A 22622-nucleotide genomic window follows, 5' to 3' on the forward strand; every position below is an offset into this window, starting at 1 on the left:
GAGGCCGCAAAGCTATGACAGACACAACATCATCCCCGCCAACGTGCGACGTAGACGGAACGTGCTACTGTCCACTGACTGGCGTCATTAGCACACTCAGTCGGAAGTACGCGATGCAACTGGTCAGCATCATCGGCGCTCACGACTCGCTCCGGTTCGCGGAGATCGAGGACCATCTCTCGAGTGCGAGTACGTCTACGATCTCGAAGCGGCTCGATGAGTTCGAGGAGGCAGGGCTCGTTTCGCGGACGCAGTACAATGAAATTCCCCCGCGTGTGGAATATGCGCTGACTGATGAGGGGGATGAGGTTCGAATGAGACTGGATCCACTCCTCGAGTGGGCAACGACGGAAAATTGAGCTATGCTGTCTATCGGAGCGCTGGAGTCTCAGAAAAGTCCCAAGTTGGAAGTTGAGAGGTGGATACCCACGTCAGCTCATTGTGTTCTGCAACCGTTCCCGAAGTACGTTCTCACGCTCCTCGAACTGGTCGACTTTCACCTGCAAATCATCGCTGCCCGTTCGATACGCTGGTGATTCACCCTTGGTATCGCGCTTCTATTGGTTCGATCTGTCCTGCGTGGACGAGACTGCCTCTGAGTCTGCATCCTTGTGAAGAAGATCGACGAGCGCGAATTGCGCGCAGGCAGCGAACGAACACTTCTCATTAGAACACCAGACATCAGCGTAGGCGATATCGGTGTATTCACCTGCGTAGACGGGTTTGCCGATGCCAAGTTGGAATCGCAGTCGTTGCGGGGGCAGAGCGGCTCGATACGCGTAAACGAGGGCATGTCGTCCATGAATTCCACTTCAGTAGGGAGAATAATTTGGCGTGATATCGTCGGTCAGGACACTGCTCTCGACGGCATTGATCTCGCCGCCCTCAAGGTCGACGATTCGATAGACAGCGTCACCGATCCACTCGCAGTGGACGCTGGAACACATTGTACTCGCGTAGGCACCATTCTCAGTGTCTAGGTGGACGCTCAGGAGGTCGAGTTCCTCGCTACAGAGTGGACACTCCGCTGGGACCTGCGCGTAGCGGTAGCCCGTTCCGACCGTGATGTTGTCCTGGTCTACCTGGACGCCGTGATGCTCCACGAGCCGACCTCGGACCGCTGCGCTGAGATCATCGAGGAGTGTATGGCGCACATCCTTGTCGTTGGGGAGCTCAGTGCCGTCGACGGTGATCATCAGCCGGTACGCTATCGTCTGGGTTGTATCGTCCATTCTAATTACCTCTCAGGGCACGTTCGGTCGCGCCCGCACCCCTCTCGGGGCGAGAAAAAATCACCGGTCATAAGTAGCATAACCAATGATAATAGTGAAACGTCCCCTGTTGGTTACTTCAGTCAAAATCTTTCGACCATCACAATGTACTCGTGATGCATGTCGGAACGCCGGTCAGAGAGCAAGTCTCAATTTATAAGACAAATTGGGAATCGTCGATTACTCCACCTCGTCAGTGGGTTCCTCTGCCCACGCTCGAGAAACTAACATAAATGCGATACTAAGCATTGTTGTATCTTTCAGGAGGTGGATCTCTCGGATAGTCGACTTACTGTCGATTGTGTAGAGGGAACTATACTTGTCGCGTCATACTCCCGTCTCGGAACGTCCTCGGCAAGAAGTATACGAAGCGAATGCTTGGTCGTGACCATTAATTTAAAGTAATTCCTGAAATTTCGAGGTATTTGACTTTGGCCATCGCTCACTAGTTCCGGTCCATATTGCCGAACTATGCCCTTGTGGGTAGGCAGTAGCTTTACTGAACTTCCGCGCGTAATAGGCTAGCATGAATCAATCAGCCCAGCTTGAACTAACCCCGCCCGACGAAGACGCTATAGATGTCGAGAACGGCTCGATTTTCTTCGTTGGCACTGCCACGGTGATCATCCGCTACGCAGGATTCACGATTCTGACGGATCCAAACTTTCTCCACGCGGGGGATCACGTCCATCTCGGGTACGGCATCACCGCAGAGCGCCAGACCAACCCAGCGATTGATATCGAAGAGATACCTCCGGAGGTAGACTTCGTCCTCCTCTCGCACTACCATGGCGATCATTTCGATCATCTTGTCCAAGAGAAGCTCGATAAAGATCTCCCAATCATAACAACGCCCCATGCCGTTGAGAAAATTGCGGACAAAGACTTTCACGAGACGTATCCGCTGGATACGTGGGACACGATAACCATTTCTAAGGGTACTTCCGAGCTTGATATTACGTCGATGCCCGGTAGACATGGCCCGCCTGTTGTCGAAAAGGCAATGCCACCCGTCATGGGAAGCATGCTGGAATTCAAGCCTGAAGGGGACAATACTGCCCTCCAGTTCTATATTACGGGAGACACCCTCATGTACGATAAACTGAAGGAGATTCCAGAACGCTATCCGGAGATCGATCTCGCACTGCTGCATCTGGGGGGAACCGAAATCCTTGGCGTCCTCTTGACGATGGATGCAGAACAAGGTGTTGAAGCTGTTGAACTGTTCGATGCAGACACCTCAATCCCAGTCCATTACAATGACTACGAGGTCTTCCACTCACCGCTCTCCGACTTCAAGGAGGTAGTTGCTGAGGCGGGCCTCGAAGAGCAAGTTGCATACTTGGATCATGGCGAAACCTATCAGTTCACGGTGCCAGTAGATCGGCTCGGCTGAGAAGATAAATTCATCGATGAATAGCCGCCTCTCCTTTGGTTATTCTACTCATGGGAGCATTCCTAGAGGGAAATCGCTTGGCTGAGGAAATAGAACCCAAAGGCAAAGACTATCACGGCCGACACGATCTGTGAAATCGCGTGTATTCGGTCACTCTTTCCCTTAGCAAGCGCGAAAAACGCGCCTGTGCCTGCGCCGATGAGAGCCATTGTAACCGTAATCGCGGCTGCGTATGCGAGCACCGCCAGTGCCACTATTTCTTGATTGGTATCCGTGACGATAATGGAGATAAACGCGATCATGCTGAGCGGTGGTGATAAGGTAAACAATGCGCCGACAATACTGACTTCCAGATACTCCGCAATCGTATGTTCATGTGTGTGTGAAGGAAGTGAAGACGATCTGTGCTGCTTGCTCGAAATAGGCAGATGCAGATGAAAGTGAGCGTGATTGTTGCCATCGTCCGAATGGCTGTGTTCATGTTTATGAATGAACGTTCGGATCCCAACGACGCCTAATACCCCACTTAAGAGGATTAAGACCAACCCAAGGACGATCGATCCAACTGATTCGATCACGGGTGGGAATGTCGTCTGTCCGAGCAGGAAATATGCAATGATAATCCAGAGGATGACGAGGAATACATGGCCAACAGCGAAGCACATTCCGACGATTGCTGAGAGCTTCGAGCTCTCGGCTTCACTCGTTAGCGAGGCAATCCCCGCTGCATGATCTGGTTCGATTCCATGGGTAACCCCGAGGACGCTAGCTGTGAGGAGGATCGCTGATGTAGTTGTTAGATCCATCTATAGCAATACTATCAACATCGATTATTCTTAATGCCCAACTGTATTATATATCCAACCATAGAGGTCTTATCAATCCTGGAATCAATGTGCTCTGAAAGTTCTTAACTGTCATTTCTTCCGCGATAATCACTTTACACTCTACATGGCGATAAAGTTGGGTGGATGATGTTATACAGATACGAAATTATCTGAAGAACCGCTCGTTTGTTCTTGAAAATAGAAAACAGTGTTGAGTGTCTAGATCCATTGCTTCTCTTATTGGGACGGTTAGATCTCAGGGCCGTAGATGATTGCTGAGCGGCTTTCGTAACCGCAATCCCGACATTTGAACCACCATTGTACCTTCGCTCCGTCGGCACTCTTCTGGTCGACGACGACGTCGTCGTTTGGACACTCTGGACAGGGTAGGTCAGGCTGGGGGCGCTTTCGGAGTTCGCCGCGAAGCGATTTTGCTTTCTTCGTCATGAATCCACGTGACCACACCGGATAGCCGTCGACGAGAATCGCGGCTCGCCATGTGTGAACGTATGAGTTTGGCGCCCGGTGAAGCACCGCGTGCGCGTTGGTCTCTGTATCCCGATACGCTAGCTTCGGGGTACAGCTCTCACGCGTCCAATTTTTGATTCGTGGCATGTATACTAGTATCTCCGCGTTCGGGAGGCCCGCAGTCGCTTGATTCGTGTATTGACTGGTTTCACGAGTCGATATTGCGCTCCTCACCAATGATTAACCAACACAGCCAGTCAAACGAACTGACTGTTGGTTCTCCTCGAAGAGACAGCGGTCGGCCGCGTTGTCGCCGGCAAGCGTCTGCTGATCCTCGTCAGTATCGGCGAAGAGGGTCGACTGGTCACCCTCGGATGATTGTTCTACCTATGGACGATCGTCGACACCGAACTCACTCGCCTCCGGCCGGTCGAGCCGCGAATCACGGTCGCGATGATCCACGTCCGCACCGAAGTCCTCAAGCGAGGTTTCGACATTCGTCTCGGTGACTTCGAGCTGGCCACCCTCGCCGAACGCGGTCTGCTGTTGAATCTCGATCTCTGGTCGAACGCTCATCTATATTGAGCCTCCACCCAATGGAGGCCCCGAAAAACTGCCCACAAGCGTCGGCTTAGTCCTCCTGTGAGCGGATATCGCTGGCTCGGTGTTCGAGACGCCGAAGGATTTGGACTCGCTGCTGGTGGGCGTTCTCGTAGGCGACGCAGGCTCGCAGCGTTTCCATGTCGTTGATCGTCACGATGCCGGCGTTGATGAGTTGCGTATTCGCTGGTTCGAGACGCTGTTCTGGTGACAGACCGCTCGATACCGTGAGCTGCTCTGACGAGTTACTCACTGAGTGTCGCCTCCGCTCCTACTGAGGCGACGAAAAAACAGCGCCGTACTGAGAGTGTTAGAGTAGTTCAGGTACCCTCGTTTCGCGTCGTGTGGTGATTATTGCTCCGAGTCGGCCTTGATCGCAGTGAGAACGCAGAACACTGAGAACACTGTATGGGCCACGTTCGACCAGACATCCAGAGCGAACCCGCCGATCATGTGAACACCGCGCTCAAATCCAAACTCTTCCCAGCCGATAGCAGCAAATGCGCCGAAAAAGAGCGTGCCGAACCCCATGTACTGGCGAGCAGCCTCGGGGTCCCGGCTAGCTCGCAAGCCGAGCCAACCAACCAGTATGTGTAACACTGAATGGCGTCCGTTGATGGCGAACTCGCCAAGAAACAGCCCGGGTTCGAGGTTCACGAGGCCGTCGTCATCATTACCCCAGACTGCAGGACCGACGAACCCGAGTATCCCGACAGAGAGCATGAACGCGCCGAACCTCCGAACGATAGTTTGAATCTCGGACGACTGTCTCCCCTCCGTCTGCCGTGCTTCGCCATGGAGCGTACCTGTCCCAGACATACGATTCCGTGTTCGCCGCCAATACGGGAATAGCTTCGGGGAAGAACATCGATACTCATTTCAGATCGGGTTCGCTGCGGACGTCCTACGAGGGACTGATCTCGAATCAGTTCTCAGCAGCGTTCAATTGAAGACCGAGAAAACCGTTATTTATGCAGTAATAGCGGTCTACGAGAGAGTACTACACCATGCCGGATTCATCTAATCATAAAAGCACTGTCCGCGAGGAATTCACAAAACAAGCCACTGCTTACGCGGCAAACGCCTCACTCACTGACCCCGAAAAAGTGGACGCTTGATCCAAGCAACTGATGCGTCCCCCGACGCACGCGTCCTTGAGGTCGCGACGGGACCCGGCCACGTTGCGCTTGGGTTCGCTGACGTATACGATGAGGTCGTTGGGGTCGATCTAATGGAAGCACCGCTCGCAATAGCCGAGCAAACGAGACGAGAGCGTGGTATACCGAATGTTCACTTCCAGAAAAGTGACGCTGAAATGCTGCCGTTCGACGACAATACGTTCGATATTGTGGTTTGCCGTCTCGCGTTTCACCATTTCGAAGATCCGTCACGGGTTCTTCAGCAGATGGCGCGAGTGTGCCGTCCAGACGGTACTGTCGGTGTCGCTGATCTCGTTGTGAGTGAATATCCCGAACGGGGAAACTACCAAAACCGATTTGAACAACTCAGAGACCTCTCAAACGTGCGTGCTCTCTCGCTGAGCGGTCTGATAGAGCTGTTTACTGAGAACGGGGTAGAGGTCCACAATGTGAAGACGGGGGTCCTCATACCAGAAGTAGAACAGTGGCTCGGTAATGCACAAACACCGGACTCCCGAGCTGACGAGGTTCGGGAGCTGATCAAAGAGGATGCAAACGAGAATCTAAGCAGAGCTCGCCCGTTTTGGCAGGATGGTGAGCTACACTTTGTCCAACGCACAGCCATCATCATTGGTCGCCGATTAGAGAAGACAGTACACGACGCTACATAGGATGCGCAGAACCAGCATTCATCGTCCAATATAGAGGTTAGGGCGTTCTAGAGACGGTTTCGATTACGAGTAGCGTTGTTCGCTTGCTTCGATTTGGGTGATGACGTCAGCGATTTCGTTACCGTTCTCAGTGAGGACGTAACTGACCGTTGGTAGCGTCGCTGTTTCATCCACTACTCGAACGACGACGTCCTCCTTCTGAAGGCTCTTCAACCGCGTCGAGAGTACTCGCTGGCAGCCCCTCGATAGTGCTTTTGGCCTGACTGAACTGTGCGTCCCTGCAGGCAAGTGATCGGTGGATGTGGAATGTCCACTTACAGCCGAGGACTTCCCAAATGCCGCTCCACTCGGTCGGTTCTGGAAGGCTTGACTCTGTAATTTTTCAGGGGTGATCGAGAGGTTGAACGACCGTCTGTGCCGGTCATCGTCAGTTCGACTTCGAGAGGACAGTCTGATACGCCTCAAGCGTCCGATCGATGTCGTCCTCAGTGCGCGAAGCTAACGAACTGGCTCTCGAACTGATTCGGCGTGAGCAACACGTCTCGGTCGGCCATCGCCGGTCAGAAGATCCGTTTCCACCGATCGGTTTCGCCGGCTGCGACGTCCGCACCAGTTTTCGGGCACAGTTCGAACCGTGGACAGTCCGGCCGCTGTTTACAGCCGGCCGAACAGTGGTCGACCATCGTCTCGGGCTCGTCATGTGTGAACAGTAGCTTGAACATCGAATCCGTTCCCGCGACGGTGTATTCCGGAGCGTGCTCCTCGACGATATCCTGGAGGCCGGCTCGGAGTCGTTCGCTGAGATCGTTGATGTGCATATAGACGTCGTGGTCCTTTGCGAACTGTAGGGTTTCGAGGCCGGCGACCATCGTTACCAGATGTCCGTTGAACGTCCCGGATTCGAAGACATCGCCCGTCGGCGTGAACGCCTGCATGACCTCGGCACGGCCACCGATTGCTCCGACCGGGAATCCGCCGCCGATAATCTTCGCAAACATCGTGAGATCCGGTTCGATGTCGTACTTGCCCTGCGCCCACTGCAGGCCGCCAACCCGGAATCCGGTGATGATCTCGTCGAAGATCAGTAGCGAACCATAGTCGTCACGCTCACGGAGCGTCTCGTGATAGCCCTCGACCGACAGCACGATTCCGTGATTCCCCAGAGCTAGCTCGGTGAGGACTGCTGCAATCTCCGAGCCGTGGCGCTCGAAGATATCGGGGATCGCGTCCTCGTCGTTGAACGGGACTGGGATTGTCTCCTCGGCGAACGCGGACGGAACACCAGCACTACTCGGTTCCCGTTCATCTACGTCGCCGTCGACGAGGAACGATTCATGGCCGCCGTGGTAGCCTCCTGCATCACGACAATTTTGTCGCAGTCGGTATGCCACCGAGCGAGTCGGGCGGCCGCAGCAGTCGCCTCTGTGCCGGAATTCACGAACCGGAGTCGGTCGACACTATCGACGTGGTCGATGATGAACTCGGCGAGTTCGACCTCGACCTCGGTCGGGATGCCGTACATCGGTCCGTCGGTGTCGCCGACGTGGGCACCGTCACCATGGTCGACGAACGCTGACGTTGGTCGTGGATCAGCCCGAACTGGCGAGTTGACGCCGCCGACGAGCGACTCAAGTGCTCGATCGTATAGCCGAGATGTAGAATCGGCACCGTAGCTATCGGTCATTCTGTATTCATTGTTGCCTCTCGACCCACAATTGAGTGGCAATACCGGCGACCGGTCATTGTAGCGTTCGTTCTCGAAGTACCGCGAGGCTGGAACGCGACTCGAATGAGGCCGAAAAACACGGGAGATTCGGGCGGTCTGAAGCGGTTCGGCTACTCACCAGTCCCCTTTAGGGAAGTACGGCTGGGTCCAGAGACTCACTTGCATAGTGACGCTCTTATACTATTCCTGTTTCGGGTATTTAGAGCCACCTCAGTAGACCCCGATGTCAGAACGATACATCCGGTGAATCTGAGCGAGAAATGGTTTGCTGAGATCGAGGTTAGTGCGGTGACCGACTGCAGCGCAGGATTCTCTGGTAGGTGGCCCGGAGCCGCCGCTCTGAGCGGCGGCAAACGCGTTGGCTCCAACGGAAGCTACCCGTACTCACCGAGTGGTCGGTTCCAATAGTTGCGGATCACTCGGAACGTCCGCGACATTCCGCCGCGGACTGGATACTGTCGTCGATAGTAGTCGGCGAGGATGTACGCGAGAAACGTGCAATACAACTCGAAGAGGACGCCGTTCAGTGTCGTATTGTGGAATTTCTGGATGTCCGTGTACTGTTTCAGTTTGCGGAACATGATCTCGATCAGCCACCGTACTCCGTAGATCAGCGCGATCTCTAAGGCATCGAATTCATCGGGAGACAGGGTCGTGAGGTAGATCTCGTCGTCATCATCTTCGTGCATAATGCTGACTTTTCGATACTCCCGTCTCACGGTTCCCAGTTCGATGTATTCGTCAGTAACTTGTACTTCCTCGCCATCCGGCTGTGCGTGTTCGAAGTCGTGGATTCGTTCCACGACTTCGTGTTTCGCATTGTCTTTGAGAGGCGTGACAAAGTCCATGTCTTCGTTCTTCATGCCAGCGAACCGTCCATAGTGGACGTAGCCCTTGTCGAAGACGAAGATCACTGAGTCGAGGTCCTCGTGGACCTCGACGTCACCGACGAGGACAGGAAACGCGTCTGACTCGGGATAGCTCGCTCGGGTGACGAACGCAGCGCAGCGGTGCCTCTCGTCGACGTTCTCGAGGATTACCTCTCGGACAAGGGGAAGGGACGCGACGGCGAGAGCGGACAGTACCGACGACACGCTGAACGCGAGGTGAATCGTCTCATCGAATTTTTCGCGGAAGATCATTCGTCGTCATCGGTGACGTTTGAGGAGCTGTCCATGGGTGATCTCCGTGAGTACGCCCGGTATCTCTCTCGGCAGGGCTGGACCGAGGGCACGGTACAGAATTACTACGCTCACGTCTCTGAATTTTGCGGCTGGGCAGCTCGCGAAGGTTATCTTTCGGGGAACATCGCCCAGCGACGCCGGGCAAAAGAGCTACTTCCCGAGGACACGGGCCGGAAGAGTGGAGAACAACAGGCCTGGTCGGCCGAGCATCGAGCGAGTCTCCTGGAATACGTAAACAAACAGACACACGATGCCATCAACGTCGTCGCGGAGGACCGCCAAGGTACGATCAAGGCGACTCGTGATCGGGCACTCGTCTACGTCCTTTGCTTCACGGGGGTCCGCGGCGCCGAGGTCCTGGCCGACGGAAAAGACGATCGACGCGGACGTGATGGCCTGCGGTGGTCGGATGTCTCTTTCGAGGACAACAACATCCAGGTGCTCGGAAAGACGGGGAAATGGGATGACCGGCCTCTGCCGGACCCTGCTGTTCCTCCATTGGAGCGGCTGAAGAGCGTCACAGACATATCCAGCGAGGAGTCGCCCGGTGTTCCCGACCCTGGACTACCCGACACTGGTGAAGACGTTCGCCCAGAGGATGACTGCCCGAGGATATGAACCCGCTGAAGTCGAATCTATCCGCAAAGAGAAAGTGAATGACGGCGTGGCGTCACCTCTCGAACTGCATAGTAACTCTGGTATCGAACCGCCCGCGTTAACGACACACGGAGCTCGCGAGGTCTTGAAACGGCTCACAGCGGACGCAGGCATCGACCTCGACGATAAACACGGGTATCTAGCCCCTCACGGCGCTCGTCGTGGTGTCGGTGAAGTGCTCGTCCGGGCGTACGGACACGCTGAGGCAGCGCGGTACTTAGACAACTCCGAAAAGATCGTTCGCGAACATTACTCGCACATCGAAGCGGGCGAGTTGGCCGAACGCGCTGAAGTCGCTTTCGCCGAACATGATCAAGAACTGCGGGGTCAACACGACGCCAGCGACGAGTCAAATTCCCACCCGGTCGACGAGTAACTCAGCCGGTGCTGCTACTGCTATATACCGATTTGTCGCAGTCGCACTTCCGAAGATGATCCTATGAGACGGATGAGACCGCGAATATCGACGCTTGCGGGTTATTTGTCCAGATATTCGATCCCCCACTCACGAAGTTTCTCAGCGACGAGTTCGGGGTGTTCCTGTGCGACTACCATCGCAGCTTCGCGAGCATCGCCTTTGTAAACTGGGCCACCGACGAGGTCTTGCAGATTGTTCAGGAACGCCTCTTCATCCTCTTTGACAAAGGGACGAACCTCGAGTAGCAGTTGCTTCGTCCGGTCCGCGTTCACCGACGCACCGCGCATCTGCCGTTGCACGAGGTAGGGAAGGTCATCTATATCGAAATCGCCCGACTGTGCTTGTGCCGCCGCCTGTGATTGGGTCTCGCCCTGTGGTATTTCCTCCGAGGGAGATGGAGTCTCTGTGGTTGGGTCGGATTCCGTCTGTGTGTCGGGTTGCGTCTCTGCATCTCCTGATCTCTCCTCCGTCTCGGGTTCGGACGCATCGGTGTCATCCGTCTCGTCGGGCTCCTCGTCAGACTCCTCGTCGAAATCGAGACTCCCAGTTCCCTTCTTCAATCCCGTCATTAAGACATCACCTCCGTATCCTCAATCTTGAGCTCCGGCTCTTGGGGTGGTTCAACGCCGAACTCATCGGTGAGATAGCTGGCAATATCGAGAATGGTCTCGAGTGTCTCGACTTCGCGCTCGCGGAGGCGACGGGTTCCCGCTTCCCCGTTGTGCCACGCTTCCTCGACGACTTTGAACGCCGTTCCTTGGGCATCCCACATCTCGTCCATCATACTTTGTCGTTCGCTAATCGTCGCAGCGATACCGTATTCATCTTCCATTTCTTCGATGTAGCGGGTGTGTGTGCTGGTTGTACCAGCTCCCGAGAGAATGACTGCGGCGACGCCGACATCGATACCAAGGTTCTTGCTCATACTCTCTAAGAGTCCTGCGAGCCCCTCGAGGCTCTTGTTGCCCTTCCCGGCGGGTTTACTGGGCGCAACGAGAGTACGAGTGGCATAGATAGCGTTATACAACATAATCTCAGCGCGCGCGTTCGGATCAATGATGACTACGTCATAGTCGTCTTGGACGTTGTTCTCCTCCCAGAGGACGTTATAGAGTTGCTCGTAGCGGTTGAATTCGTCACCCATATTCTCCTCGAAACGTTCACGTTGGAGGAGAAGCTCGGTGAACTCCTCGAGCATATCGTGCGCTGGGAGGACGTCGACTCCCTCATCGGTGCTGCGAATTAGGTTCTCGAAGTCACCGCCTGGTCGTCCGAGGACGTGTCGGACGAGATTGTCAGCATCGGGATCGTCACGACCCACCTCAACATCGAAGAGGTAGGTGAGATTGGCGGCCTGGTGGTCGAGGTCGATGACGAGGACATCGAAGCCCTGTCGAGCGTGAGCCTCGGCAAGGTTCGCTGTCCACGTAGTTTTGTGGATTCCCCCCGATTCCGAGTAGATGGTATAGGTGATGGGCATATGTTCTCCAGATCGTTCGTCCGCATAATAAAGGTGTGTCAGACATATGGCTAACTCATTCGTCTAATCCATTCACCTAATCTATCTACCTAATCAATAAGCCCATTTAATCCCCCTAACATATATGATAATGATTCCAGTGAATTCAGCCACCCACAAGGAAGCGTACATTTGGATTATTCATCCGCATTAGTTTAACACATTATGTGAATAAGAAGCGCATATAGACGCTAAGACTGGGTTCACGTAGTATTTCACCGTAGATCATCGTCCAGACGTAATATTAGGCATATAGATTAGGTGTATGGATTGTGTACATGAGTTCGATTTGTATATTAGAACAGCCTCGCAAGCAGCGAAAATGCAGGCCAGAAAGAGCGCTTCATCCTCCTGCGATGACAAAAGGGATACCCACTCCAAGTGTTTAATCAGTAGCTCTTCCGCACACCAGAAAGGCAGAAATATCGGATACGGCTACTAATCAGCAGTCTCTGTCGGTTCTTCCCAAGGGGTATCTCGCTTATGAACTACTGCGAGCTTTGAGTCGTCATCGTCTTCCATCACACTGAGTCCCCACTGAACGAGCATATGCCCTGCCCAGCGGATTCTAGGAACGAAAATTGATCGTCCTCCGCGTCTACGCGGAGCTCCAGTAGTGAAGATACAATCTAAACCTGGTATCCGCCCCGATCGGCCACCACACCGTACCGATTTGACCATCGATCTGTTCGTCCCACTGCGCCGCTAATTCACGAAGATCGTCGACGAGCTCCTCACCTGAAGCACGAAGGCGAAGAGATGGTTCCCTGTCACGTTCCAGTTCGTCAATCACCTCTCAAAGAATTGGCTCAGACTCCACGGCAGTCGCGGAGGTCTGATCCCCTTCGAGAAGCTGTTCTAATGCGCTGAGTTCCTCGCGACGGGCAGCAACAGCATATGCCACGTTGTACTCCTCATCTGGGAAAATTTTGCGCTGCGCTGGCTGCTGCGGCTGATGCACGGAATCGCTGGTGGATAAACTAAATAAGGTCTCGAAGAGGGCTCATATTGGTCGTCCGAAAGGCATCTATAAGTATTTCGTGCCGACGTCACCTGACACCTCGACTCAAATAGTTAGGACGTCCCAGATAAACCGCGTACTGCTATATGCAGGGAGTGGCGGTGTAGTCACAACTTCGGGATCTCAAGTTCTACAAACCACCATACAGCTGACACCCGTTACGATCGTCCTCAGAGAAGCTGTTTGAAAAAGAAACTATTCTTCGTCTTCCGAGGCAACAGCGCTCATAGCGTCCATTCCTTGCTGAATCGGATGCTCTTCGTAGAGCTCCTCGCTTCGCAGAAACCCATCTGAGAGGATGTTATCTTCCATACCGCTCTCGTAGACAACCCTCCAGCCGTGACCTGCTTCGTAGGTCACGGCTGTCACCCAGTCGTAGCCAATGAACATCGCAGTGTCCATAACCATCCCGTGTTCCGGATCAAATTTCGTCGTCTGAGGCATTATTGACTGGATGCTCTCGTGTCGTTCGAGTGAGTCACGCTCAGTATCCTTGAGTGGGCGGTCTGGAAGCGATTCAACAAGGGATCCATCTTGAGCCATACTCCAAGTAGCTCTTGGCACGTAAATAACCGTTCGGCGTGGGTCCAATGTGGTGCCCTAATGGGGAGTCTCTCCTTCGGTTTCAGTATCTGGACTGACTGTTAATGGCATCTAACATCACTCCTGCAGTTGACGACGATGTCCCCGCTTTGGCGGGGGCGATCGTCATCCACGCCAAGAAAGTCTGTGAAACAGCTGATCATCTCTGGCGTGTACTTGGAAACGTCTCGATTCCCGTGGATGGACTAACTGACACTCGACAACAGCACAAAGTCTCGTTCGGAACCGAGTCAATGGCACGAGTCTACATCTACCAGACGATCTACGACCTCGCCCAAAGCGAGGTCGCAGATCGGCTTGAGAACCGTCCAGCACTGCTGAAACAGCTAGGTTTGAACAAGGTGCCGACTCAGCAGAATCTCTCATACGCTTGGAACCAATTCAGCGAGCAGACCAAGACCACGCTTGAGGCCGCTGCGAAGGGAATAGCTCGTGAAGCCCGTGATCACGACGTTATTTCGGAGGCACTCATTCCAATTAACCTGGATGAAAAGGAAGCAAGCGACGGTAAATCCGATTCGACAGTGTCTCGCGCACACGTGCGCGAGCACGGGAGTAAGGTCGTCGAACTCGCTCGCCGACACGGCTTCGCCGAGTTCGACTCCGATAGAGCCGACAACAGGGTCTATGAGGACGAACAGATCCTTGATCTGTTCTCCAACGCATGCCTCACGCAGGGGAGCGCTCATTCAGAAGGAGAAGCTGGCTGGTTTCTTGAGGAGAATGAAATCTGTGACGACTCGACGTTTCTCCGAGTAATCAAGCAGTTTGCGACGCCATCTGACGAGGAAGTAACGTGCTCCGTTCAGGAGTTGCAGATCGAGGATATCGTCGCGTTCACCGAGCTGTACCGAGAGGCTGTGATGGCCTCGTTCAACGCAGCGACCGAAAACATCCTCAAGACGATTCGTCACGAGGACCCATTCGACGACCGCCACGTCGTGGCGGCCGTCGACTTCACACACGTTCCCTACCACGTCTGGCCGTGGATCGACAAGGACGAGAAAATCCCGAAAGCAGAGTATCCGCCGATGGTCAGCGGGTACAAAGAAGACGGTGAAATCAAGCACGGGTATACGTTCGCGACGATCACGATCGTCGGGAACGATGTCCCAATCATCCTGGGTATCGAGCCGGTGAAGGAACGCTCTGCGTGGGAACCAGAAGACGCGCCAGCCGATTCGAAGGCGGATGTGGTTGACGTACTGCTGGACACAGCCCAGCAGTACGTCGATCTCGACGAAGTGCTCCTAGACCGGGGATTCTACAGTAACGAGGTGTACGCAACGATTCACGACCGCGGGCTTGTGTACATGACGCCAGTGCCGAAGTACGAAGACGATTACGAGGCGATCGGGAAAATCAAGAGCAAAGAAGGAGTTGACGCCGCTGTCAAGAACGATGTTCCGTTCGCCATTGATGGCGAACTCCACCACACCGCAGAGTTCCTGTACGTACCAGCGACTGATGAGGAAGCTGAAGGAAGCTATGCCGTGTTCGTGACCAACCGTGATCACGTCGCTCCCGACGAGATCATGCACGTCACCAACAGCTACAGCCGACGCTGGGATATCGAAAATCAGTACAAGTCGGTGAAAGCGTTTCTTCCCAAGACGTCCTCGAAGGACTACCGTGTTCGGTTGTTCAGCTTCACGTTCGCAGCATTGTTGTACAATCTCTGGAGGCTTACCGATTACTTGGTGAAGCTCGGAACAGACCGCGAGATCAGGTCGCCGCCGGTCGTGACCGCCAGGACATTCGTCCGGGCGGTCAGTCAATCTCTCCGACAGGTGGCTAAGCGGAAAGCACTCGGTGTCGCTCGCCTGCAGCAAGCCGCAGGACTCGCGTTCTATCTCCTAAATCGCGTGTTGGACGCTGCTCGGCACATCTTGCTTAGCGAACCAAGGATTGCGACATAGGATTCGAGAGAGTTCTACTCGGATTTTATTTGATTCCTCCGAAGCTCGTTTGTAGACGCTCTACATCCCAGAAACGTGTGTAGTTGCGAATAGCCCCGAAGTTGTGCATGGAATCTAGGCCAGTTCCCTCCTCTCGGCTGGTCAACGTCCGGGATCGCCGATTACGCCGGCGCCAGAAGCTGACCAATCAGGAAATTCCGAGAAACACCACGCAAACGATGGCGAAAAGGGAGATATGGTCTGAGATACCTCTACCGACGAGCGAACCCGCTGGGCGACTGCTACAGGAGTGCGCTCACCCGCCGGTCGAGGAAGCCGCGGAACCGCGTGGCCGTTATCCGGGGCTTCGACCGCACCTCTCCCTCCATCGAGACCTGCACGAGAAAGTCCACCAGCAACCACATATTGTAGAGGAGAACGGCGAACCCGAAGTGGAACAATCTGACCTCGAACTCCTTCGAGGTCGTCCATGCGGCGAACTCCTTGATCTTCTTGTACGTGTTCTCGATGCCGCCTCGGTTCTGATACCACTTGATCCGCCGCTTCGCCGATCTGTGGGAACCGGTGAAAAAGCGGCTCAACACGACCCACACGGCGTACGGAGCATCGGACAGTGCCAACTCACTCACCGGCTCCTACAGCCTCCTGTTCGACCGGAACGACCGCCTACCCGGCTTGTTCGAGGAACGCGATGAGTACGCGTGGTACCGCGACAGGCCGTACGATCCGTTCGAGGACTCGGGGAGCGCCGCCGCCCGCTACCGCGGGGGTGACCTCCTCCCCGTCTTGGAACATAACCTCGCCGATGTCCACCGCACGTGGGAACTTGGCGAACTCGTCCGCGAATTCGTCTCCTCGAAAGACATCTCAGAAAAGAAGCTTTGAGGCAAACTAGGTCTGCGAATCGTTCGTTGAGGGCTCGTCGTCGGTCTCTGACGCCCATTCGAGCAGCGGTTCGAGTCGCTCGCGCACTTCGTGACCCTCCTCCGTCAGCGCATACTCCACGCGCGGCGGAATCTCGTTGTACTGTGTCCGCGAAACCAGTCCTGCCTCCTCGGACTCGTCTAATCGCTTCGAGATCGTCGAGGTGCTGGCACTCGCGAGGTGATCTTCGATCTCGGCGAAGCGAAGCGAGTCGTGGGCGCCGATGATGCTGACCAACTGCATCGCGTACTTTCGACTGAGCGTGTTGATCACGCCCGTCAGTGGACAGTAACACGTCCCGTCCACGTCGCACGTCGGCTCCGGTGAGGAAGTAGCGTCTGCCATTACTTTGAGGCCTCCAACCTACTCCATAGCTTTGGACTCCACAATATAATAACTTCGCGTCACAAACTATAGGCGAACATGACGACTTCCCGCTCGTATGACCTCGTGATCCTCGGCGGCGGTGCAGCGGCCTTCGCGGCCATCACGGAGGCCGACCAGCGCGGCCTCTCGACCGCGATGGTGAACACCGGACTGCCACTCGGCGGGACGTGCGTGAACGTCGGCTGTGTGCCGAGCAAGCACCTCCCCGAAGTGAGAAATGACGTTCGTTCGGCCCCGAAGACCGACCGTGAACCGCCGTACGGTACTGCAATCCGCCGGCGCCGGAAACGAGGCATATATAGTTCTTGATGACTTCGGAAGTGGTTGTAGCAGGCGGTGTAGGCAGTCAGACCAGTACTCGGAACTGGCTGATTGCCGTTGCTAGTTTCGTGAAACTGTCCAATCCGCATAGTGAAGGTCTGAAAGAGATTTTTGACAGCATCGAGCTTGGGGGAGTTGAGGTCTCTAGAGAGACCCGTTCAAGCATGGGTGGTCAGATTATCTATACAAACAATGAGGAATTCTGTGTATCAGACTTATTCTTTTTCTTTTAATTCTCTTAAAAACTCGGCAGCTGGATCGGTTTCCGATGCTCTGAAAGTTATGCATGGAGCATGACTTTGAGTCAGTATTGATCGCCACATAGAGCACACCTTCTTGTCCTCTTCGAATTGCGCCTATTTTCATTCACAGCTACTCGGTTAAGTTCGGTTGTGAAGTTTTCTTCATGGGAATCACCGTATGGCTGTATCCCGTACTACCCGCCTGTCTGTTTCATTCAACTCCAAACCAGGCAAATAGATCGCCGCACTCTGACAGGGAGGTTGTCGATGTATTGGCCGTGCCTGCCGGCCTGGCTGGTTAGGTTGGCAAGCTCTTTCCCTCAAAATCCCTCATTTTCGGGCGCTAACGGATCTAATGAGTTTCAAACGGTTGCCTCTGATCCGGCTGATTAATATTTGAAAATCTATCTGTAGGTAAATTCCCGGATCATGGGAATCCACCGCTTGCTTATGTTTCTGGTTTGCTGAGTGGTTAACTGATGGAACTTTCGCGTCGAAAACTGCTACTGAGTGGTACGGGAGCCACAAACCTTGTTGCAATTGCTGGTTGTACAAGCAATGATAATGGAGGTACGAATGGTGAGGAAAATCACGATGACCATGCAGATCGTAATGGCGGCAGTGAGGTAGAGAGTGATTTCACACCGATTGACCGGTCAATTGAGGGCCTATCTGATACCCAGGCAACGGAGGAGGTTCGCCTCGAGGATGGCGACACCTACACGCTTAACGCTGAAGTCGTACGGCATGATCCAGGCATTGGTAACGAGATTGCCATGTACGCTTACAACGGACAGATCCCGGGTCCAACGCTACGCGTGCCACAGGGGGCAGAAATTGATATAGCAGTCGTGAATAATTTGCCGTACGAGACCACTGTCCACTGGCATGGGCTCCGCCTAGATATAGAAAATGATGGCGTTCCGGATATGACGCAGGACCCCATCGACCCTGATGAAACGTTTGAATATACAGTAGAATTTCCCGACGAGGGCGTCTTTTGGTATCATCCGCACTTACGTGAGGATCTGCAGCAGAATCTCGGGCTGCGCGGAGCGATCATCGTCGAAGGTCCGCGCGAGGATGAAGAGGAATGGCCGCATGAGGAGATTGTCACCTTGAGTGATCTGAAAATAGTTGATGATGATGTATATCCGCTATGGGAAGAATCTGTCAACCATGCTATGATGGGACGGTTCGGAAACCGCCTGCTCACAAATGGAGCAAACGAATGGTCCACCGAAGCAGATTCCGGTGAGCGCGTTCGGCTACACTTGTTGAATGTCGCTAATGCTCGTCCCTTCCAAATAAGCGCAAAAGGGGCCGATCGAATGGAACTTATCGGACTGGATGGGGGATTCCTTCCTAAGCCGGATGACGTCTCTGGGGTACTCCTTTCTCCATCTGAACGGGCAACAGTAGACATCTTGATGCCCGAAGAAGGTGACGTTCGCCTCGTAAACACAACCCCTCATGGAGAGAACGAGCTCGGCTTGCTCGAGTCCACAGGCACCGAAAGAGTGGATACACTGGATGCGCCGATGGAACCACATCAGCGCGCTGAAGAGGACCTTGCCGAGGCGTTTGCTAAGTCAGGAGAGCCAGTAGACATCACGTGGGAGCTTGACATCAAGATAGACCACGAACTCCATGAGATGATGGACATGGACGATATGGACCATGAAGACATGGATGACATGGACCATGAAGACGGTCCACCACCGATCGAGTGGGAAGACGATATGGAGGATATAAACGAAATAAGCACAAACGAACTGGTTACGCACATCATCAGAGACCAAGAGACTGGCAACGAGAACATGGATATTGAACCTGTGTTTGACTACGACAGCTTCGGACGTATCAAGATCAAGAATCTCCCTGATACCGAACATCCCATGCAACATCCGATCCACCTTCATGGTGTCCACTTCCTGGTAGACACGATCGACGGAGAACCGAACCCACATCCTTCTTGGAAGGATACAGTGCATGTGTCGGCCGGGAGCGAGGTCGTAATTACGGTTCCTATGTCGAATCCTGGGGCCTGGCTAGCTCATTGCCACATTAATGAGCACTTGGAGGCCGACATGAAAGCTACATTCACTGTAAAAGATCCCTGATCACTGTTGTAGCCTCAAAATTCCAATTCAAGTACCTAAAGTACCGGGTTTCAAATACTCGCGGTAAGATTTCACAGATTGCCTGACTTGTAGGCCCGATAATATTAATGACAAGACATTCGCACCATTTGGAGTACAGGACAGAAGGATGTCAGTCTTGTACTGTTCTTTTGTATATAGTGTATGACAGTATCAATATGAATCCGGTTATTGTAAGAAGTAGTATAGTTGAACTGGAGATCTGTGCGGTATCGATGCTGAGTGACTGTGCAACTGCGCCGATGTATACGAAGCCGATCACCTAAGGGATCCCTCCGACAAACATCCCGATTAGATATGAGTGGAACCGAACGCCCGCAATCCCTGCCACATAGACAACGATATCAGTCGGTAAAGGCGTTAATCGTGCACAAATTTCCCCTTGTGTTTGACCCGTAATCTGGAAAAATCAGTCGCATATAACACTTGTTTCCTTAACCAGTCCATTATTTGTTTTGGAAGATGTTCCAACAATATATATTGGGAGAACAGTCACGAGCCCACCGATCAACCCAATAATCATCCCTGTTCGAAATCCGTATAGGAATCCAATAGCGGTCGGGAATAGACCATGAGGCCAGCCAAAGAAAGGACGGAGTAGATAGCCTAGGAAAATCAGGAAGAGAAACCATGGCGAATTGGAGGCCTCATTAAGGATAGTAAGAGCATGAGAATCCGAAAATACAAAGTTCGCTGAAAGGACACTTCCCAAAAGTACGACTCCTAGGATATCCCGTTTTGTGAGTAACCATACGCCTTCATCCTTGTTTCTCCACCAAGAATCCATGGTTAGGTTATACTAACTCTTGCTGAAATTCGTATGGACGAGTGATCTTGTCAGTCATAGTTGGTTCCGCTCAGTATAAAGCAAGTACATGATTATCATAAAACCAATAGCTAAGAACAGGCTTTCCACCAAGACCTAAATTTTGAGTGACATATAGAAGAGCTGATTAGCAATTCCTGCGAGAAGCGCTCCGGAAGTAATTGTCCCAAAGCCTAGAGACAGGACACGAAGTGACGATACACCAGCCCGTCGATATGCTTTATACGCGATAAACGTCACGCTACCGCCAAGGAGTAGAATGAGCGTTTTGAGCGAAATGATGGCGGTATCGAACATCATACTCATAATTCTTCCCCCATCTTCGACCACATGTCAGCAAGACGTTCGTCTACGCGGCATGCTGGTCGGTCGATTGCGACCGAAAATTCCTCGTCATCATCTACTGATATGGTGACATCGGTCACGTCACGCTCGTATTGTGTGATTCGCCCTCCCCCGGGATGAACTTCAATGAGTTCGCGAACCATCCGTCTTTAGTTAGGAGACGAATCGCGTGACGGCGGTGGCTTATCGAGGTATGCTTGCGGAAGGAACGAGGAGGCGGCAAGTGTGCAACAAGACGCCTCCTCATCTCGAATTATGCGTCGGCTCACTACACTGTTTCCCTCCGAGTTCCTCGAAGGGCACGCCGAGGAACTCGGCGTGGTCGAACGCGACCGCAAGCTCCAGATTCCTGTCTTCGTCTGGGCATTCGTGTTCGGCTTCGCCGCAGGCGAGAGCCGAACACTCACTGGGTTCAGACGGAGCTACAACGCTACAGCGGATGAAACGATCTCTCCTGGCGGATTCTATCAGCGACTGACGCCCTCGCTCGCGGAATATCTCCGCGACCTCGTCGAGGTCGCGCTCGACGAGGTCGCTGTCCCGGATACAGTTGATGCAGATTTCGACCGGTTCCGTGACGTGATGGTCGCTGACGGGACGATCCTGCGGTTACATCAGTTTCTCGCTGATGCGTACGAACCACGGAAAGGGGAGCAGGGTGGAGCGCGGCTCCACCTGCTCCACAACGTCATTCCACCAGAACGCTGGGCGGCGACCTTCCGGTCGCACGCCCAGCTCATCCTTCACGAACTCGGTGAACACCTCGGCTACTCTCCGCCACCGTTGCTGGAACGGTTGATCGACGACGCTCAGAAGATACACCAACAACGACCGATACTCTAAGAGAGGCTCGCTACCGCTACATAACCGAGGACTGGGGCCTAACTAATACTGATGGCTAAAAGTTCATGTATCTCTAGATACGGGGAATAGTATGGCGACGTTGGAGGACGTCTCTGTCGAAGACCTCCGCCAGATCTTGGCGGAGGTCGATGATGCTGATGCGACAAAGCGGCTCATGGCCGCGATCACCTACAAAGAGATAGAAGATCTAACGCAAGCAGAAGCTGCCACACTCTATGGATTTTCCAGCAGCTGGGCCTCGAAATGGTTCAACCGACTCGAACGGCTCGCCGACGAGCCGTTCGAGGAGGTCGTCTACGACAAACCACGAGAGGGCAGACCATCCGAACTCTCTGACGGCGAGCACGAGCAGTTTGTTGAGGTACTTCACGAGCCTCCCGAAGACGTTGGATACGACGCGCCCGCGTGGTCTGTTTCACTAGCGCGTCACTATCTCTCCGAAGAATTCGGTGTTGAGTACTGCGAACGCCATGTCCGACGACTGATGTCCGAGGCCGGGCTGTCCTGGAAGACAGCTCGGCCGGAGTTCCACAAGTCCGACGAACGAGCCCAAGAGGCCTGGGAAGACAGGTTCAAAAAAAGCGCGACAACTTGGACGACGAATACACGATTCTGACCATCGATCAGACGCGACAGGTGCTCTCGACGCTGATCTACGCGTGGTTTCCAGAAGGGGAGCGCCCGTCACTCCCGGTGACGGGCGCGTGGGACAGCATCAAACTCCTCGGGGCAGCCAGCGATGGCGGCGAGACGTTCTTTCTCCCGTGTGAAGAGAATTTCAACAGCGACACCACAATCCGGTTGCTCGACGCTCTCCGAACCGAGTTCGGCGAGAAAATCTGCGTTGTCTTAGATAATGCCTCCTATTTTACGGCGAACAAGGTGCAGGAATTCGCCGAAGGAACTCCGATCGAACTGTGTTACCTTCCACGGGGTTCAGCTCTGGTGAACCCCGTGGAAGAGTGCTGGCGACGACTCAATCAAGCACTCGGCAACCGCTTGTTCAACACGCTGGATGAACTTCAGGAGGCTGTACTGACCGCGCTTAACGACATCGAACCGCCGAATGTCTTTACGTACTTATGTCCTTGAGTATTAACCGGTCTTTGAGCCACGGACCTGTGTCAAACTC

General features: G+C 53.9%; 22 protein-coding genes and 4 pseudogenes. 11 read left to right on the forward strand and 15 right to left on the reverse strand.

The genetic code is table 11. The features are described 5' to 3' along the window. Nucleotides 1–14 precede the first annotated feature (14 nt). The gene (locus tag HYG81_RS44700) at nt 15–359 is read left to right on the forward strand and encodes a winged helix-turn-helix transcriptional regulator (RefSeq protein WP_226778871.1); all 345 of its coding nucleotides are present in this window, start codon (nt 15–17) and stop codon (nt 357–359) included. A 453-nt stretch (nt 360–812) separates the two neighbouring features. Here the strand turns inward: HYG81_RS44700 and HYG81_RS44705 are convergent, their stop codons facing one another. Then, complete coding sequence (locus HYG81_RS44705; protein ID WP_226778872.1) at nt 813–1232, reverse strand: hypothetical protein; 420 nt, start codon at nt 1230–1232, stop codon at nt 813–815. Nucleotides 1233–1797: 565 nt separating this feature from the next. Between HYG81_RS44705 and HYG81_RS44710 the strand changes: the two genes are divergently transcribed. After that, nucleotides 1798–2667, forward strand: coding sequence for an MBL fold metallo-hydrolase (locus tag HYG81_RS44710; protein ID WP_226778873.1), 870 nt, complete (start codon nt 1798–1800; stop codon nt 2665–2667). A 62-nt stretch (nt 2668–2729) separates the two neighbouring features. Here the strand turns inward: HYG81_RS44710 and HYG81_RS44715 are convergent, their stop codons facing one another. From HYG81_RS44715 to HYG81_RS44735, 5 genes and pseudogenes are all read right to left on the reverse strand, one after another. Next, nucleotides 2730–3473 (reverse strand): hypothetical protein, encoded by a 744-nt coding sequence (locus tag HYG81_RS44715; RefSeq protein WP_226778701.1) that lies wholly within the window; start codon nt 3471–3473, stop codon nt 2730–2732. Between the two features lie 270 nt (nt 3474–3743). Continuing rightward, entirely contained in the window at nt 3744–4109 is a 366-nt protein-coding gene (locus tag HYG81_RS44720; protein ID WP_226778702.1) for a DUF7568 family protein, read from the reverse strand. Nucleotides 4110–4202: 93 nt separating this feature from the next. Then, a pseudogene (locus HYG81_RS44725) lies at nt 4203–4538 on the reverse strand (hypothetical protein). Between the two features lie 55 nt (nt 4539–4593). After that, a complete protein-coding gene (locus tag HYG81_RS44730) occupies nt 4594–4815 on the reverse strand; it encodes a DUF8129 domain-containing protein (protein ID WP_226778703.1) in 222 nt (73 codons plus the stop codon). A gap of 98 nt (nt 4816–4913) precedes the next feature. Next, nucleotides 4914–5285 (reverse strand): DUF4383 domain-containing protein, encoded by a 372-nt coding sequence (locus HYG81_RS44735; protein ID WP_233289950.1) that lies wholly within the window; start codon nt 5283–5285, stop codon nt 4914–4916. A 391-nt stretch (nt 5286–5676) separates the two neighbouring features. On the opposite strand from HYG81_RS44735, the gene HYG81_RS44740 reads away from it, so the two are divergent. Next, entirely contained in the window at nt 5677–6372 is a 696-nt protein-coding gene (locus HYG81_RS44740; protein WP_226778705.1) for a class I SAM-dependent methyltransferase, read from the forward strand. A gap of 63 nt (nt 6373–6435) precedes the next feature. Here the strand turns inward: HYG81_RS44740 and HYG81_RS45665 are convergent, their stop codons facing one another. From HYG81_RS45665 to HYG81_RS44755, 3 genes and pseudogenes are all read right to left on the reverse strand, one after another. Further along, the gene (locus tag HYG81_RS45665) at nt 6436–6837 is read right to left on the reverse strand and encodes a winged helix-turn-helix transcriptional regulator (RefSeq protein WP_340674462.1); all 402 of its coding nucleotides are present in this window, start codon (nt 6835–6837) and stop codon (nt 6436–6438) included. Continuing rightward, nucleotides 6800–8056: pseudogene (locus tag HYG81_RS44750) on the reverse strand (aminotransferase class III-fold pyridoxal phosphate-dependent enzyme). The gene HYG81_RS45665 and the pseudogene HYG81_RS44750 overlap by 38 nt, the downstream one beginning before the upstream one ends. A 416-nt stretch (nt 8057–8472) precedes the next feature. Then, nucleotides 8473–9192, reverse strand: coding sequence for an IS4 family transposase (locus tag HYG81_RS44755; RefSeq protein ID WP_226778707.1), 720 nt, complete (start codon nt 9190–9192; stop codon nt 8473–8475). On the opposite strand from HYG81_RS44755, the gene HYG81_RS45670 reads away from it, so the two are divergent. Together HYG81_RS45670 and HYG81_RS46040 are read left to right on the forward strand one after the other, a co-directional pair. Then, entirely contained in the window at nt 9109–9900 is a 792-nt protein-coding gene (locus HYG81_RS45670) for a tyrosine-type recombinase/integrase (protein ID WP_425607585.1), read from the forward strand. The two genes, HYG81_RS44755 and HYG81_RS45670, sit on opposite strands and share 84 nt — an antisense overlap. Then, nucleotides 9860–10315, forward strand: coding sequence for a hypothetical protein (locus tag HYG81_RS46040; RefSeq protein WP_425607586.1), 456 nt, complete (start codon nt 9860–9862; stop codon nt 10313–10315). Before HYG81_RS45670 ends, HYG81_RS46040 begins: the two co-directional genes overlap by 41 nt. A 101-nt stretch (nt 10316–10416) precedes the next feature. Here the strand turns inward: HYG81_RS46040 and HYG81_RS44765 are convergent, their stop codons facing one another. From HYG81_RS44765 to HYG81_RS44775, 3 genes are all read right to left on the reverse strand, one after another. Beyond that, the gene (locus HYG81_RS44765; RefSeq protein ID WP_226778708.1) at nt 10417–10926 is read right to left on the reverse strand and encodes a DUF7970 domain-containing protein; all 510 of its coding nucleotides are present in this window, start codon (nt 10924–10926) and stop codon (nt 10417–10419) included. Next, the gene (locus HYG81_RS44770) at nt 10926–11837 is read right to left on the reverse strand and encodes a ParA family protein (RefSeq protein WP_226778709.1); all 912 of its coding nucleotides are present in this window, start codon (nt 11835–11837) and stop codon (nt 10926–10928) included. The genes HYG81_RS44765 and HYG81_RS44770 overlap by 1 nt, the downstream gene beginning before the upstream one ends. A 1255-nt stretch (nt 11838–13092) precedes the next feature. Beyond that, the gene (locus HYG81_RS44775) at nt 13093–13440 is read right to left on the reverse strand and encodes a DUF7964 domain-containing protein (RefSeq protein ID WP_226778710.1); all 348 of its coding nucleotides are present in this window, start codon (nt 13438–13440) and stop codon (nt 13093–13095) included. A 104-nt stretch (nt 13441–13544) separates the two neighbouring features. On the opposite strand from HYG81_RS44775, the pseudogene HYG81_RS44780 reads away from it, so the two are divergent. Further along, nucleotides 13545–15296: pseudogene (locus tag HYG81_RS44780) on the forward strand (transposase); the annotation flags it as partial. A 404-nt stretch (nt 15297–15700) separates the two neighbouring features. Here the strand turns inward: HYG81_RS44780 and HYG81_RS44785 are convergent. After that, nucleotides 15701–16000: a hypothetical protein gene (locus tag HYG81_RS44785; RefSeq protein ID WP_226778711.1), complete on the reverse strand. Its 300-nt coding sequence runs from the start codon at nt 15998–16000 to the stop codon at nt 15701–15703. Between HYG81_RS44785 and HYG81_RS44790 the strand changes: the two genes are divergently transcribed. Beyond that, a complete protein-coding gene (locus tag HYG81_RS44790; RefSeq protein WP_226778712.1) occupies nt 15984–16304 on the forward strand; it encodes a hypothetical protein in 321 nt (106 codons plus the stop codon). The two genes, HYG81_RS44785 and HYG81_RS44790, sit on opposite strands and share 17 nt — an antisense overlap. Before the next feature lie 6 nt (nt 16305–16310). Here HYG81_RS44790 and HYG81_RS44795 read toward each other — a convergent pair whose 3' ends face one another. Beyond that, complete coding sequence (locus HYG81_RS44795; RefSeq protein WP_226778713.1) at nt 16311–16688, reverse strand: winged helix-turn-helix transcriptional regulator; 378 nt, start codon at nt 16686–16688, stop codon at nt 16311–16313. A 78-nt stretch (nt 16689–16766) separates the two neighbouring features. Here HYG81_RS44795 and HYG81_RS44800 point away from each other — a divergent pair. Both HYG81_RS44800 and HYG81_RS44805 read left to right on the forward strand, forming a co-directional pair. Beyond that, nucleotides 16767–16934: pseudogene (locus HYG81_RS44800) on the forward strand (FAD-dependent oxidoreductase); the annotation flags it as partial. An 838-nt stretch (nt 16935–17772) separates the two neighbouring features. Continuing rightward, nucleotides 17773–19416, forward strand: coding sequence for a multicopper oxidase family protein (locus tag HYG81_RS44805; protein WP_226778714.1), 1644 nt, complete (start codon nt 17773–17775; stop codon nt 19414–19416). 961 nt (nt 19417–20377) lie between these two features. Here the strand turns inward: HYG81_RS44805 and HYG81_RS46045 are convergent. Then, on the reverse strand, nt 20378–20587 hold the full coding sequence (locus HYG81_RS46045; protein ID WP_425607587.1) for a DUF7521 family protein: 210 nt from the start codon (nt 20585–20587) through the stop codon (nt 20378–20380). A 294-nt stretch (nt 20588–20881) separates the two neighbouring features. Between HYG81_RS46045 and HYG81_RS44815 the strand changes: the two genes are divergently transcribed. Beyond that, nucleotides 20882–21469: a hypothetical protein gene (locus HYG81_RS44815; RefSeq protein ID WP_226778877.1), complete on the forward strand. Its 588-nt coding sequence runs from the start codon at nt 20882–20884 to the stop codon at nt 21467–21469. Between the two features lie 91 nt (nt 21470–21560). Next, a protein-coding gene (locus tag HYG81_RS44820) for an IS630 family transposase (protein WP_226778715.1) occupies nt 21561–22582 on the forward strand; the annotation gives its coding sequence in 2 pieces (ribosomal slippage) (nt 21561–22065 and nt 22065–22582; 1023 coding nt in all). Nucleotides 22583–22622 lie beyond the last annotated feature (40 nt).

It is taken from the genome of Natrinema zhouii (assembly GCF_013456555.2).
Taxonomy (GTDB): Archaea; Halobacteriota; Halobacteria; order Halobacteriales; family Natrialbaceae; genus Natrinema; species Natrinema zhouii.